This window comes from Frankia sp. RB5 (assembly GCF_059816245.1).
The window spans coordinates 1-13,821 of the sequence record NZ_JCBATA010000065.1 but is presented as its reverse complement, the minus strand read 5'-3'; the positions used below and the strand labels follow the sequence as shown (position 1 = coordinate 13,821).

Sequence of the window (13,821 nt, the reverse complement as noted above, 5' to 3'; positions counted from 1 at the left end):
ACTGCGGCCCGTGTCGCGAACTGGGGGACAAACCCGACACGACACGCCGTGTTCGCGACACGGCGCCGCCGTCCGCCGCGCACACTTCCCCTCCACGGGAAGTCCGCCCCGTCCTCGGCCTTCTGGTCGACGCTGACGCCTTGCCGCCTCGCCGGGCGGTCGGCGGGGCGGCGGCGGCGCGGGGCGGGGGTGATTCAGGAGTGGCCGTAGGGCTCCGGACCGATGGCGTCGGCGGACTGCTCGTCGGGCTCGGTGTCGGACACCGAGCCCGGCGGATGGGCCGTCACCGCGACCAGCTCGACGTCCGTCGGCTCGAGGTCGGACGGGTCCTCGTCGAACACCACCGACTCCGGGTGGGCCGACGGCGCCACCAGCGCCTCCGAGTGCGCGCCGCAGCCATGGTCGATGGCGGTGACCCGGCCGTCGTCGGGGGCGAGCTCGTTGGCGCAGACCCCGAACAACCGGCCCAGCGCACCGGCGAGACGCACATGGAAACCGCAGGTCAGGCAGGACGCCGGCGCGACCTTGGCGATCGAGGCGGACGGCCCCGCGTCACCCGCGTACCAGCGTTCGACGGCTTCCTCCCGGCCGGCGGCGGACAGCACCCGGGGCCGGCCGAGCCCGAGCTCGACGAAGTTGTCGGTGTCGACGAGCTCCTCGACATCCTCCGCCCGCAACGTGAGGCGCGGATCGTCGATCGCCGTCGGCAGCAGATCGCCGACGCCGACGTCACCCGGCCGCAGCCGCTCCGACCACGGAACCCAGGCCGGGGCCAGCAACGCCCCGTCACCCGGCATGAGCACCACATCATCGACCGTGACCTTGCGCACCCGCGAGGCGCGCGTCACCACGACCGTCCACGTCCAGCCCGGGTAGGACGCGGATCGGCAGGCGAACCGGTGCAGCACTATGCGGTCGCCCTCGGCGTCGCAGCCGAGATGCTCACCAACCGCCGCCTCGTCCCCGGCTTCGACGATCGCGGCCGCCCGCGCCAAGTCCACCGCGGCGGCGCAGGTTGGGTCGGCCACCGGTTCCCGGACCGTCCGGCCGGCCCGCGACCGCGTGGCCGGCATCACGCCCACGGCCGAGGCCTCCCCCGGCGACATGTCGGCCGGCGAGGTGTCGGCCGCCTCCTCCCGGGGCAGCTCGGTCGTGGCGGAACGAAGCTCTGGAGCATCCACGCAACGTATTCTCTCCCACGGACACCCGCACCGCCCGACGTGGTCGCAGGAGCACAGGCCAGAGACAGCGCAGGCCAGGGACAGCGCAGGCCAGGGACAGCGAGGCCAGGGACGAGGACACTCGGCATGGTGAACGTGGGCAGAGCCATCTCGGGCAACCTGCGCGGCCTGCGGTCACGCGTGCGCGGCGACGACTCCGGCCGGACCGGGCTGTCCTCGCTCACCGAACTGTCCTTCGTCAACGCCGCCGGTGACGCGCTCGTCACCGTGGCCCTCGCCGGCTCGCTGTTCTTCTCGGTGCCCTCCGCCGAGGCCCGGTCGAAGGTCGCGCTCTACCTGCTCATCACGATGGTGCCGTTCGCGCTGCTGGCGCCGGTCATCGGGCCGCTGCTGGACCGGGTCGCGCACGGGCGGCGCACCGCGCTCGCCGCGCTGTGCCTGGGTCGCGGCCTGCTCGCCTGGCAGCTCGCCGGGGCGCTGGACGGGCTGGCCGTCTACCCGCTGGCACTTGGCCTGTTGGTGCTCTCCCGCGGCTTCGGCGTCGCCCGCAGCGCGGTGACGCCGCGGGTCGCGCCGCCCGAGATCACCCTCGTCAAGGTCAACTCGCGTATCTCCCTGGTGAACATCATCGCTGGGGCGATCATGGCGCCGGTGGGGCTGGGGATCGCGAACGCCCCCTTCGTCGGCTATCCATGGGTGCTGCGGCTGTGCGCGGTCGTCTACATGGCCGGCGTGCTGCTGGCCTTCAACCTGCCGGGGCACGTCGACTCGGCCGCCGGTGAGCTGCCGCTGCGCGCCGCGGTCGCCGGCGATGGCCGGCCGGGCCTGCGCGCCCGGCTGCGGGGGGCGCTCGGAGCGCTGCCGCTCGCGCTGCGGGCCACCCTCGTCCTGCGGGGTCTTGTCGGTTTCCTCACCTTCTACCTGGCGTTCCTGTTGCGCACCAAGGGTGGCAACAACCTGTGGCTCGGTGGTCTGGCGGTCGCGGCGGGCGTCGGCAGCGGGCTTGGGGTGTTCATCGGCGGGCGGCTCGGCCGGCGCCGGCCGGAGGGCATCCTCATGCTCGCCCTGGTGATGGCCGCCGGCGGCTGCCTGGGGGCCGCCGTCACCTACACCCGGCTCACCTCGCTGGTCGCGGCGCTGCTGGCCAGCATGGCCGGGTCGATGGGCAAGCTGGCGCTGGACGCGATCGTCCAGCGCGACATCCCCGAGGCGACCCGTAACTCGGCGTTCGCGCGGTCCGAGACGGCGCTGCAGCTCGCGTGGGTCGCCGGCGGCGCGATCGGGCTCGTCGAGATGCCCGGGACAGTGGGATTCGCGCTGGCGGCGGCCGCCGTGTGCGCCACCCTGTTCCTCCAGGCCGGCTCCCTGCGCCGGGCCCGGCTGGCCGCCCGGGTGCGCGCCCACACCCCTGCGCAGGCCGCCGCGCCCGACTGGCAGCAGGGACCGCCGGCCGGCCAGAGCGGATACCCGCTCGTCGGGCAGGCCGCCATGCCGGCGGTGTGGAGTGATCCCGCGGTCGCCGTCGCCAGCCCGATGCCGCCCTCCCAGCCGTGGCGGGCCGCACCCGAGGCCGTCCCGGCGACCCTCGAGGACCCGGCGCCCCCGGCTCAACCGACGCCGCCGGGGCGGACCGTGCCCGAGGCCGCCGGGCCAGACGCCACACTGCCGGGCGCGCCCCGCGGGCGCCGCGGACTGGGCCGGCGACACCGGGGCTGAGCCGGGCAGGGTCGGCGGCGGTAACCTCCGGGCGTGGCGCGCGCCGGTCCGACACCTGTGGGCTGGGCCTTGCGGGCATATCAACGCGAGTACCCCCGTTGTCCCGTGTGCAGCCCACGCAACGCGCACGGGGGGCCGCGCACCGCCATCGGCGCCACGCAGCGTCGCCCGTGATGCTATGGTCCGGCAACTAGTCCGATTTGCACCACATAGAAAACCCCGTGCCGTTACCTGGCCGTCCGGCGCGGTGGCATTCGGGCAGATCGACCGACAGCGCAGCACGACTATCAGCGCAGGACGGCCGAGGAGGACACTCCACACGATGATCCGGACCCGGTCGTGAGCCGCACCCTGATCGTCACCGCGGTGACCGCGGAGGCGGACGCGGTGTGCGCGGGGTTGATGGGCAGCTGGTCCCGAGGCCGGACCCGGCTGCCGGCCGGACCCGGCAACCTGGTGTCCCCGGACTGGGACCGCCAGCTGCTCACCACCTCCACGCTCGGCCCGTATGTGGGCCGGCGGCGCGGGCCAGTCACGGTCCTCGCCGCCGGCACCGGCGGCCCCGCCGCCGCCGCCGGCGCCGCGACGGCGCTGACCGTGGCGAACGCGGCCGGCCAGCCGTTCGACCTGGTACTCACCATGGGTGTCGCCGGTGGCTTCCGCGGCTGGGCGGAGATCGGCGACCTCGTCATCGCCGATCGGATGATCGCCGCGGACCTGGGCGCCGAGTCCGGCCTCGACGAGGAGCCGCCGCAGCCCGTCGGCCGCGTCAGCGAGATGGACCGCAACCTCGGCTTCCACAGCGGCGGCGCGCCGACCCACCGCGCGGGCGACGGCCGGCCCGTGGCCGACGCCGCCTTCCTCACCCTCGATGACCTGGGGCTCGGCTCGTCCACCGCCCGCCCCGAGCCGGAGCTGGTGTCCCGGCTGGGGACGGTGCTCGAGGCGACCGGCCGGCGCATCGTCACGGGTACCGTGGCCAGCGTGTCGACCGTGACCGGGACCGAGCGGCGGGCCGCCGCGCTCACCGAGTGGCTCGATCCGGTCGCCGAGGCGATGGAGGGATACTCCGTGGCCCTGGCCGCGCGGGCGTTCGGCGTGGCCGCCGCGGAGATCCGGGCCGTCAGCAACCCGGTGGGCCGTCGGGACCGGGCCGGCTGGAACCTGCCGGCGGCGCTCGCGAGCCTGCGCACCGCCGCGGCGGCGCTGGTCGCCCACCCCGAGGGTCTCGTCGCCGCCGAGCCGGTGGCGTCCTCCGGCGGCGGCGCCACCGTGAACGGCAGCGGAGGCGCGCACTGACCGACACGGCCCGGGAAGGGGCACGGATGAGCGGACACCAGGCAGGCGACGCGGGCGACGCGGCGGAGACGACGGCGGCCGCGGGCTGGGGCGCGCTGTCGCTGGCGATCTCCCCCTGCCCCAACGACACGTTCGCCTTCCACGCCCTCGCGCACGGGCTGGTACCGGGCGCGCCCGCCGTCGAGGTCACCTTCGCCGACATCGACGTGCTCAACGGGCGGGCCGCGCAGCGGCGCGACGACCTCGTCAAGGTGTCCTACGCCGCGCTGCCGTGGCTGCTCGCCGACTACCAGCTGCTCACCGCCGGCGGCGCGCTCGGCCGGGGCTGCGGCCCGCTGGTGCTCACCGCCGGGCGCGCCGACCTGCGCGGCGCCCGCGTCGCCATCCCCGGCACCCGCACCACCGCCTACCTGCTCTTCCGCCTGTGGGCGGTCGACCAGGGCGTCGCGAGCATCGACGTGCTGCCGTTCGAAAAGATCATGCCGGCGGTCCGCGACGGGCGGTACGACGCCGGCCTGGTCATCCACGAGTCGCGCTTCACCTACCCGTCGTACGGCCTGACCGCGCTCGCGGACCTCGGCGACTGGTGGGAGGCACGGACCTCGCTGCCGATCCCGCTCGGCGCGATCCTCGCCCGTCGCGAGCTGGACGGCGCCGCGCTGTCCGCCGCGGTGCGGGCCAGCGTCGCCGCCGCGTTCGCGGATCCGGCCGCCAGCGCCGACTACGTCCTCGCCCACTCCCAGGAGCTGGCACCGGACGTCGTCGACGCGCACATCAAGCTGTACGTGAACGAGTTCAGCCTCGACCTCGGTGACGAGGGCTTCTCCGCCATCGAGACGCTGCTTACCCAGGCCGCCGACGCCGACCTCGTCCCCCGCCTCGCCCAGCCCCTGCGCTGACCCGACCACCCGCGGGCGGCGCGCGGCGGCGAGGTCCGTGTCTCGGCGGCGTCCCGGGTCGCTGGCGGGACCCGCGGTCCTGGCGGTAGGCGCCAGGGCATCTGAGCTGCGACACTGCGGTCATGCCGGAGCTGCCGGAGGTCGACGCGCTCGCCGCCTTCCTGCGTGACACGGCGCTCGGCCGGGTCGTCGAGCGGGTCGAACCCGTCGCCGTCAGTGCCCTGAAGACGTTCGACCCGCCGCCGTCGGCGCTGCGCGGGGCCACGCTGGCCGCGGTGGAACGGCACGGCAAGTTCCTCGACCTCGTGTTCGCCACCCCGGACGGGGAACGGATCGACCTCGTCACCCACCTGGCCCGCGCCGGCTGGCTGCGCTGGCGGGAGACCCAGCCCTCCGCGCCGGCCCGGCCGGGCCGCGGTCCGCTCGCGCTGCGGGTGGTGTTCGACGACCGCGGCGGCTTCGACCTCACCGAGGCCGGCACCCAGAAGCGGCTGGCCGTCTACCTGGTCCGCGAGCCGGCGGAGGTGCCGGGGATCGCCCGGCTCGGCGTCGACCCGTTCGCCCCCGAGTTCACGGTGGCAGCACTGGCGGAGATCCTCACGGCGGCGGGCCGAGGCCAGCTCAAGGGGGTGCTCACCGACCAGTCGCGGATCGCGGGCGTCGGCAACGCCTACTCCGACGAGGCGCTGTGGGCGGCGCACCTGTCCCCGTTCCGGCCGGCCGGCGGCCTGGGCCCCGCGGAGGTGGCGACGCTGCACGAGGGGCTCGTCGGTGTGCTCACCGAGGCCCGCGACACGGCGCGCGGTCTTGGCGCGGGCGAGCTGAAGGCGGAGAAGAAGGCCAACCTGTCCGTGCACGGCCGAACCGGGCTGCCCTGCCCGCGCTGCGGCGACACGATCCGCGAGGTGTCGTTCGCCGACCGGTCGCTGCAGTACTGCCCGACCTGCCAGACCGGCGGGCGCCCCCTCGCCGACCGCAGACTGTCCCGACTGCTCAAGTAGGTGGCAGGATGGTGGCGTGAGTTCTGACCAGATCCCGGCCGTCAACGTCGACGACCTGCCTGCCGACCTGTCCGCGGCCGGCGCACCCCTGCTTGTGGACGTCCGCGAGCCCGACGAGTGGTCCGCCGGTCACATCGCCGGCGCGCTGCACATCCCCATGGGCGAGCTCGCCGCCCGGCTCGACGAGGTTCCCCGCGAGCAGGACGTCGTGGTCGTGTGCCGATCCGGGCGCCGCTCCGCGGCCGTCACCACCTACCTCGCGCAGGGTGGCTGGCAGGTTCGCAACCTGACCGACGGGATGGTGGCCTGGGCGGCCCGCGGCCGACCGATGATCAGCGAGGCCGGCAGCGCCCCCACCGTCCTGTGACCGGTGCCGGTCAGCCGGCGGCCTCTGCCGCCGGCTCCTCGACCCGCACCTGATAGTCCTCGATCACCGGGTTCGCCAGCAGCGTCGCGGCGAGGTGCTCCACCCGCGCGAGGACCGCGCCATCGGCCTCGACGCCGTCCGCCAGCTCCAGCTCGAACCGCTTGCCCTGGCGGACGCCGACGATCCCGCTCACCCCGAGCCGGGGCAGCGCGCTGAGCACGGCCTGCCCCTGGGGGTCGAGGATCTCCGGCTTGAGCATCACATCCACCACAACCCTGGTCACATCCGCGGACACTACCGGCCCGGCGGCCCGGCGGGTGCGCTTTCCCGGCCGGCGCGGCGGTCGGTCTCACAGCGGTCGGTCTCACGGCGGGCTCGCGGTCGTGGCCATGCTGCCCGCGGCGGCGGCCAGTGCGGCGGACACCACCGCGGTGCCGCGCGGAACTATTGCCGACCGCCCACCGGCTCCCTGCGCCGGCGCCTAGGCTCGGACGGTGGTGTCCTGGCGCGCGGCGTCCCCGGTGATCGGCTTCGACCTCGACCTGACCCTGTTGGACGCGCGCGACGGCATCCGGGCGAGCCTCGCCGCGCTGTCCGCCGAGACCGGCGTGGCGGTCGACGCCGAGCTCGTCGTCTCCCGGCTCGGTCCGCCGCTGGAGACGGAACTCGCCAACTGGTTCCCGGCCGCCGACGTGCCCGCCGCCGCGGCCCGCTACCGCCAGCTGTACGCGGTGCACGCGCTGCCCGCCTCCGCACCGATGCCCGGCGCCACCGAGGCGGTCGCCGCCGTTCGTGCCCTGTCCGGGCGGGTGGTCGTCGTGACCGCCAAGGCCACCGCGCTCGCCCGGGCGAGCCTGCGGCACATCGGCATCCACGCCGACGTGATCGAGGGCGACCGGTTCGCCGACACCAAGGGCGTCTCCGTGCTCGCGCACCAGGTCGACGTGTTCGTCGGCGACCACGCCGGCGACATGCTCGGGGCACGCCACGGCGGCGCCCTCGCCGTCGGCGTCGCCACCGGCCCGCACGCGGCGGACGAGCTGCGCGCCGCCGGCGCGGCCATCGTGCTCGCCGATCTCCACCAGTTCCCGCCGTGGCTGGCCGCCGAGGCGGCGCGGCGCCGCTGACCACGTCGATGACGACCACCGGCGACGACAACCGCTGACGGCGACACCGCTGACGCCGGCGGTCACCGGCGGCGATGGTCACCGGCGGCGATGGTCACCGCCGCGGGCCGCCGCCCGCGCCCGCCTCGGGCTGCGGTGCTCAGACGATCGGGGCGCCCTCGCCCTGCTGGTTGGCGCCTCGTTCCACGTGCTCGCGGTAGCTCGCCGCGTCACGCTCGCTGACGGTGAGCCCGTCGGCGGCTCGACGCGCCCGCGGGTCGTCCGGGCCGCTGTCGGCGCCGAGCACCGCCTCGTCCCGGGCCCGGCCGCGCTCGGCCGCTTCGAGGTCGTCCCGGGTACGGAAGTCCTCCGGGATACGCACGTCGTCGTGCTCGGGAATCGCCATCGGTTCGCCTCCTGTCATCGGGGAGGGGCCGGATGCCCGGCCCAGGGTCAGGACCAGGCATGCCCGCGGTCTCGCGGCGATAACACGGGCGCGGCGACGGTCACGGGCGAGGTCTGTCCGACAGCCGATCGCTACCGAAGGCCCACGCGTGGTGCGGTCGGCGGATAGCCTGGGATTCCCCGCGCTTTCGTCGCGTTGTCCTGTCGTTACTCAGAACGAGGTCGCCCGTGCCCACCGGCAAAGTCAAGTGGTTCGACGTCGACAAGGGCTTCGGCTTTCTCAGCCGTGACGACGGCGGCGATGTCTTCGTGCACAAGGCCGCGCTTCCGCCCGGTGTCGACCGGCTCAAGCCCGGCGACCGGGTGGAGTTCGGCGTCGCCGCCGGTCGGCGGGGGGACCAGGCGTTGTCGGTCCGGCTGCTGTCCGCGCCGCCGTCCGTCTCCAAGGCGGCCGCACAGGCGGCCCGGCGCAGCCCGGACGAGCTGCACAGCATGGTCGAGGACATGATCAAGGTGCTGGACGACGTACAGCGTGACCTGCGCCGCGGGCGCTACCCGGACCGGCGCATCGCGCAGCGGGTCGCCAAGGTCGTGCATGCCGTGGCGAATGAGCTGGAGGCGTAGGCGCCCGGGAGCCGGCGCTCACGGCGGTGTCGGCGGCAGGAAGCTCACCCGGCGGCCGCAGCCGGTGCACACGGCCACCTGCGCGCCTGGCTCGTCGTCCGAGGCGACGAGGTGGGTCAGGGGGACCGGCCCGTCACACCATGGACACAGCAGCCACGGGCCGTCGACCCGCCGGGCGCCGACGCCGTCGTCGCCGGTCAACCGCCCACCGCCGCGCCCGCCGTGGAGCATTCGGACTCCGCGCCCACGCCGCCCACGTCCATCCACCTACGATGCCCCATTTCGGACCGCAGGTGACCCGCGACCGCAACACATTGTCGTTCTGCCGACCCAAGCGCCCGCCGAGGTGCCCGCGCGTGCCGGGCAGCACCGATCGTGCGGCAGACTGCGAACGACAGAGACAGCGCGGAACGTCGGCATGGACGGTGACGGCGGCGGCAGGACCCTGGGTCAGATCAGGAGCTGAGAGGCATTCGTGTGACGAGCAGTGGGCAGCGATCGTGATCACAACCGTACGGTGCTGACCATGGTCGACGACGCCGCGGGCCGTACTCCCCGCCGCCGCGAGCCGGGCGACCCGCTCAACCCCCACGAGCCGCGGTCCATCGGCCCCTACACCCTGATCAGCCGCCTGGGCGTGGGTGGGATGGGCACCGTCTATCTCGCTCGTAACGCCGCCGACCGACGGGTCGCCGTCAAGGTCATCCGGCCTGACCTGGCGGCCGACGAGGAGTTCCGGCGCAGGTTCCGGGCCGAGGTCGAGGCCGCGCGCCGGGTCGCCCCCTTCTGCACCGCCGAGGTCCTCGACGCCGACCCCAACGCACCCGCGCCCTACCTGGTCACCGAGTTCATCGACGGGGTCCGGCTGGACGAGCAGGTCGACCAGGGGCCGCTCGCCTCGTCGACGCTGACGGGCCTCGCCGTCGGCGTGGCGACGGCGCTGACCGCCATCCACAGCGCCGGGCTCGTCCACCGCGACCTCAAGCCCAGCAACGTGATGTTGTCGCTGTCCGGCCCCCGGGTGATCGACTTCGGCATCGCCCAGGCCCTCGACGGCGCGAAGGCCAAACCGACGGCCTGGGGTTTCGGCTCCGCGGGCTGGATGGCGCCCGAGCAGGTCCACGGCCAGCCGATCGGCCCGGAGGCGGACGTGTTCGCCTGGGGCATCCTCATCGCCTACGCCGGCACCGGCCGGCACCCGTTCGGCGACGGCTCGGACATCGATCTCGGCATGCGCATCGTCGGGGCCCCGCCTGATCTGGGTGGCCTGCGCGAACCGCTGGTCAGCCTGGTGAGCGCCGCCCTCGCGAAACACCCCGACGACCGGCCGAGCGCCCGGGAGCTGCTGCTGCGGCTCATCGCCCAGCCGCCGGCCCGCGGCGGCGGCTCCCACGGCCCGGCGATCGGCCAGGTCGAGGAGCTGCTCAGCCGCACCGGAGAGGTGCCCCGCCCCGCGCCGACCCGGATCGGCCCGGCCACCTCGGCACCGGCGCGCCGCCCGCCGTGGAACGGCGGCGCCGTTCCCCCCGCCCGGCCCGAGCAGGCCGGCCCACCGGGCCGCTCGCCCGGCATGGCCCGCCCCGGTCCGCCGGGCGGCGCCCCGATGGGCCCGGGTGCCGCCCTCGGGCCTGGCACCACGCTCGGCGCGGGGAGCACCCTCGGGCCAGGAGGCAACCGCGGCCCGGGCGGCACCACTCTGGGACCCGGCCGCACGGCCTTGGGCCCCGGCGGCGCCGCGGCGGGTGCCCCTCCGGGCGCGGCGCGTCCCCGCGGCGTGCCCTATCCGCCGGGCGTCGATCCGACCGGTGGTCGGGGTGCTCCCGTCGGCGGGCCTGGTCAGGCGCCCTACGCGGGGCGCCCGGCGACGGCGGGTCCGGGACCGCTCGGCGCGCGCGGGCCGACCGGCGTACCGAGCCCGGCCGGGCCCCGGGACGCCGGGCCGCCGGGAGGACGCCCCCGCGGCGCGGCCGGACCGTGGATCGCCCCGGGGGGCCAGGGCGCCCCGGGGACCGGACCGCTACCAATGCCCGGTCCGGGGCCGGTCCCCGGTGGCGCGACGGGTGCCGGGTATCCGCCCTACGCGCAGCCGGCGCCGGCGCGCCGCGGACCGGACCGCCGACAGCTCGCCCTGATCGCCGGAGTCCTGCTGGCAGCGATCATCGGCATCGCGATCGTCGTCCTCCTGCCGGACCGGGGCGACGACGGCCAGCACGCCGGCTCGCAGTCCGGCGGCACCGGCGCGGCGTCGACGACCGCCCCGGGCTCCGCGCAACCCAGCACCATGGCGGGCTTCGGCAGCACGGTGACCGACGGCGGGCTGCAGTTCGTCGTGGCCGGTCTCGACTGCTCGGCGACCCAGATCGGCGACGGCCTGCTGGCGCTGCGGGCGAACGGGCGGTTCTGCCAGGCTCGCGTGACGGTGCGCAACACCAGCGGCACGAGCGTCGCCCTGGACAACACGGCCCAGCTGCTGTGGGACAACCGCGGCGAGCGACACGAGGCGAACTTCCTGGCCCGTTTCAAACGGCACGAGGACCTGTGGGACGCGATCGACCCCGGGGACACGAAACAGGGCACCCTGGTCTTCGACGTTCCCCAGGACGCCGTGCCCCAGGTCCTCGAGCTGCACGAGAGCCCTCAGAGCCCCGGGGTGAAGATCTCCGTCCGCTGACCCCGCCGCCGCGCCCCGGCCTCAGCCGATCGGCGCCGGTCCCTCCCGGGCCGCCGTGTCCTCCGCCAGGGCGGCGAACGCCGCGGATGGTGCCGGCAGCTCGCCGTTGCGGTCATCCGGCCGGAAGCCCGCCAGCGCGATCTCCAGGGACCGCCACCACGAACCCGGCGCCACCGTCTCGGTGAACTCCGTCACCGTACGCAGGGACCACATCAGGACGAGCAGGTCCGCGACCACCACGTCGGCGCGCACGGAGCCGGCCCGCTGCGCCGACCGCAGCATCTCCGCCACCAGCGGGAGCACCTCGGCGACCAGCGCCCGCCCAGCGGCGCCCTGCCACATCCGCGGTGTCAGGAACAGCCGATGGCAGGGATCGGCCAGCAGGACCCGGGACAGGTAGACCCGCAGGGCACGCTCGGGCGGCTCCGCCGCGGCGACCTCCACCGCCAGGTCCCGGATGCCGTCCGCCGCGGCCAGCAGGATCGCCTCGACCAGCGCGTCCTTGTTGGAGAAACGCCGGTACAGGGTGCCCATCCCGACCCCGGCGCGGCGGGCGATCTCCTCCACGCCGACGTCGACCCCACGTTCGACGAACAGCTCCCGCGCGGCCTCGAGGATGCGGGCGCGGTTGAGTTCCGCGTCCCGCCGCAGCGGCCGCGCCGACACCGCCGGGGCGATGTCGGTGGCGATCGCACCGGCCTGGGCGCTGGCGGATCCAAACATGGGAGCACACTGTAGGGGATTGTGCCGCTACAGTCCGATGTTTCGCGGCAAATCATCCTCCGTGCCAGCGTGCCCGCAGCACAAGACGCATGACAGGCCGCTAACGTGACTGTTTGCCCGAAGGGGCACAGGGCGGGTCGGCTGCGTGGTCGCCCGCCGGTAGCGGATCACCAGGGCAGTAGCGGATCACCAGGGCAGGGGTCAGGTGCGAGGCAGGCGTCAGGCGCGAGGCGCGGTCGTGGGTACGAGCGGTGGATCGGGCCGCGGCAGGCCGGTGGGCGCCATCGGGTTTGCCGCGATGCTGGTACTGCTGGCGCTGAGCCTGACGCTGACGGGCTGCGACAGCCTCGGCGACCAGGCGGGCTCGGGCAACGCCGGCGGCGAGGCGGGGGCCGGGGCGGAAACGGGACTGACAGCGGGCTCGTCCGGCGGTTCGGGGACGGCCCTGGCGCTGCTCGCGACGCTGCCCGTCCGCGTCGAGGACAACTCGCCGAAGTACAGGCGCGACGCCTTCGGAACGCCCTGGTCGGATGTCGACCACAACGGCTGCGACACCCGCAACGACATCCTGACCCGGGACATGCGGAGCACGACGCTACGCAGGTCGGACCACTGCACCGTGCTGACCGGCCAGCTCACCGACCCATACACGACGCGGATCATCCGCTTCGACCGCTCCCGCAACGCCTCGGCGGTGCAGATCGACCACGTCGTCCCGCTGGCGGACGCCTGGCGAACCGGCGCGTTGGACTGGACCGACGCCCAGCGCCTGCAGTTCGCGAACGACCCGGAGAACCTGCTGGCTGTCGACGGCCCCACCAACCAGCGTAAGAGCGACCAGGACGCCTCCGAGTGGCTTCCACCGAGCCCCGGTGCCCAGTGCCCCTACATCGCCCGCCAGATCGGACTCAAGTCCCGCTACCACCTGTGGGTGGTGGCGGCCGAGGCCACCGCCATGCGCCAGATCCTGCAGAAATGCCCCACCCAACCCCCCCTCGGCCTGGCCCCCGCCCAGTAGCCCGCGCATGGGATCGTGATCTCCGCGGTCGCCGTCCCGCAGCGGATCGTGGCAGCCTTGTGGCAACGTCACGCCGGTCCGTATCGCGAACTGGGGGACAGATCGGACAGGAAGCGCTGAGTTCGCGACACGGTGCCGCCGTCCCCCGCACACGCTTCCCACCCACGGGAAGTCCGCCCCATGCTCGGCCTTCCGGTCGAGGCAGACACCATCGGTGATCATCGATTCGCGCGCCAGGTCGCTGTGCGTGAGGTCGCTCGCCGGCGTTGCGGGGCTGAGGGGAAACTGCTTCGTTCCGCAGGGTGCGGCGCCCGTTTCGTCCCTAAACAACGACTCAGAACAACCTTTTCCCACGCACGGCACATAACCGCTCAACCCTCCGTGGCAACGCCCTTCACCGAGGCCGTGGATACCGGCTCAGCGACAGACGTCCACCCGCGGCACCAAGTCGGCGCAGGCAACGAACGGCCGCGCCATGCTGACGAGAGGTTGAAGACGCCCTCGCAAGGCGGCCACAAAGATCACCCATAAGCGACCCAGGCCACAACCCCACCAGTCCTTCGGGCTGGCGCAGGTCGTCACTCATCTGACACCTCCGGCGGCCACCCCCAAGCTGACCCCCACCCCCCAAGCCGACCCCGGCCCGAAGCCGAAGGCAAGCCCAGGCCCGAAGCTGGGCTCGGGGCCGAAGGCGAGCCCGAAGCCGAAGGCGAGCCCGAAGCCGAAGGCGAGCCCGAAGCCGAAGGCGAGCCCGAAGCCGAAGGCGAGCCCGAAGCCGAAGGCGAGCCCGAAGCCGAAGGCGAGCCCGAAG

The 13,821-nt window shown here is 74.5% G+C and carries 15 protein-coding genes; 9 read left to right on the top strand and 6 right to left on the bottom strand.

Annotated features, from left to right (window positions below):
• Positions 1-194 precede the first annotated feature (194 nt).
• Positions 195-1,106 (bottom strand): DUF3027 domain-containing protein, encoded by a 912-nt coding sequence (locus AC6EXY_RS26650; protein ID WP_101835434.1) that lies wholly within the window; start codon positions 1,104-1,106, stop codon positions 195-197.
• A 201-nt stretch (positions 1,107-1,307) separates the two neighbouring features.
• Between AC6EXY_RS26650 and AC6EXY_RS26645 the strand changes: the two genes are divergently transcribed.
• The 5 genes from AC6EXY_RS26645 (at position 1,308) to AC6EXY_RS26625 (ending at position 6,463) form a co-directional block, all read left to right on the top strand.
• On the top strand, positions 1,308-2,897 hold the full coding sequence (locus AC6EXY_RS26645) for an MFS transporter (RefSeq protein WP_101835410.1): 1,590 nt from the start codon (positions 1,308-1,310) through the stop codon (positions 2,895-2,897).
• A 339-nt stretch (positions 2,898-3,236) separates the two neighbouring features.
• The gene (gene mqnB / locus AC6EXY_RS26640; protein ID WP_101835412.1) at positions 3,237-4,196 is read left to right on the top strand and encodes a futalosine hydrolase; all 960 of its coding nucleotides are present in this window, start codon (positions 3,237-3,239) and stop codon (positions 4,194-4,196) included.
• Positions 4,197-4,222: 26 nt separating this feature from the next.
• Entirely contained in the window at positions 4,223-5,095 is an 873-nt protein-coding gene (locus tag AC6EXY_RS26635) for a 1,4-dihydroxy-6-naphtoate synthase (protein ID WP_243408069.1), read from the top strand.
• 122 nt (positions 5,096-5,217) lie between these two features.
• Positions 5,218-6,096, top strand: a complete 879-nt coding sequence (locus AC6EXY_RS26630; protein WP_101835413.1) for an Fpg/Nei family DNA glycosylase — start codon at positions 5,218-5,220, stop codon at positions 6,094-6,096.
• A 16-nt stretch (positions 6,097-6,112) separates the two neighbouring features.
• Positions 6,113-6,463, top strand: a complete 351-nt coding sequence (locus AC6EXY_RS26625) for a rhodanese-like domain-containing protein (RefSeq protein ID WP_101835415.1) — start codon at positions 6,113-6,115, stop codon at positions 6,461-6,463.
• 10 nt (positions 6,464-6,473) lie between these two features.
• Here the strand turns inward: AC6EXY_RS26625 and purS are convergent, their stop codons facing one another.
• Positions 6,474-6,746: a phosphoribosylformylglycinamidine synthase subunit PurS gene (purS, locus tag AC6EXY_RS26620; protein ID WP_101835417.1), complete on the bottom strand. Its 273-nt coding sequence runs from the start codon at positions 6,744-6,746 to the stop codon at positions 6,474-6,476.
• Between the two features lie 211 nt (positions 6,747-6,957).
• On the opposite strand from purS, the gene AC6EXY_RS26615 reads away from it, so the two are divergent.
• A complete protein-coding gene (locus AC6EXY_RS26615; RefSeq protein WP_101835419.1) occupies positions 6,958-7,590 on the top strand; it encodes an HAD family hydrolase in 633 nt (210 codons plus the stop codon).
• 139 nt (positions 7,591-7,729) lie between these two features.
• Here AC6EXY_RS26615 and AC6EXY_RS26610 read toward each other — a convergent pair whose 3' ends face one another.
• Positions 7,730-7,975, bottom strand: coding sequence for a hypothetical protein (locus AC6EXY_RS26610; RefSeq protein ID WP_101835421.1), 246 nt, complete (start codon positions 7,973-7,975; stop codon positions 7,730-7,732).
• Positions 7,976-8,202: 227 nt separating this feature from the next.
• On the opposite strand from AC6EXY_RS26610, the gene AC6EXY_RS26605 reads away from it, so the two are divergent.
• A complete protein-coding gene (locus AC6EXY_RS26605; protein WP_101835423.1) occupies positions 8,203-8,598 on the top strand; it encodes a cold-shock protein in 396 nt (131 codons plus the stop codon).
• Between the two features lie 18 nt (positions 8,599-8,616).
• Here the strand turns inward: AC6EXY_RS26605 and AC6EXY_RS26600 are convergent, their stop codons facing one another.
• Positions 8,617-8,829, bottom strand: coding sequence for a hypothetical protein (locus tag AC6EXY_RS26600; protein ID WP_101835425.1), 213 nt, complete (start codon positions 8,827-8,829; stop codon positions 8,617-8,619).
• A 295-nt stretch (positions 8,830-9,124) separates the two neighbouring features.
• Between AC6EXY_RS26600 and AC6EXY_RS26595 the strand changes: the two genes are divergently transcribed.
• Positions 9,125-11,269: a protein kinase domain-containing protein gene (locus AC6EXY_RS26595; RefSeq protein ID WP_101835436.1), complete on the top strand. Its 2,145-nt coding sequence runs from the start codon at positions 9,125-9,127 to the stop codon at positions 11,267-11,269.
• Between the two features lie 21 nt (positions 11,270-11,290).
• Here the strand turns inward: AC6EXY_RS26595 and AC6EXY_RS26590 are convergent, their stop codons facing one another.
• Positions 11,291-11,992: a TetR/AcrR family transcriptional regulator gene (locus AC6EXY_RS26590; protein WP_101835427.1), complete on the bottom strand. Its 702-nt coding sequence runs from the start codon at positions 11,990-11,992 to the stop codon at positions 11,291-11,293.
• A gap of 298 nt (positions 11,993-12,290) precedes the next feature.
• Between AC6EXY_RS26590 and AC6EXY_RS26585 the strand changes: the two genes are divergently transcribed.
• Entirely contained in the window at positions 12,291-13,010 is a 720-nt protein-coding gene (locus AC6EXY_RS26585) for an HNH endonuclease family protein (protein WP_499818400.1), read from the top strand.
• A 582-nt stretch (positions 13,011-13,592) separates the two neighbouring features.
• On the opposite strand, the gene AC6EXY_RS26580 is transcribed toward AC6EXY_RS26585, so the two are convergent.
• Positions 13,593-13,821: hypothetical protein (locus AC6EXY_RS26580; RefSeq protein WP_499818399.1), on the bottom strand; the 229-nt coding region annotated here is incomplete at its 5' end.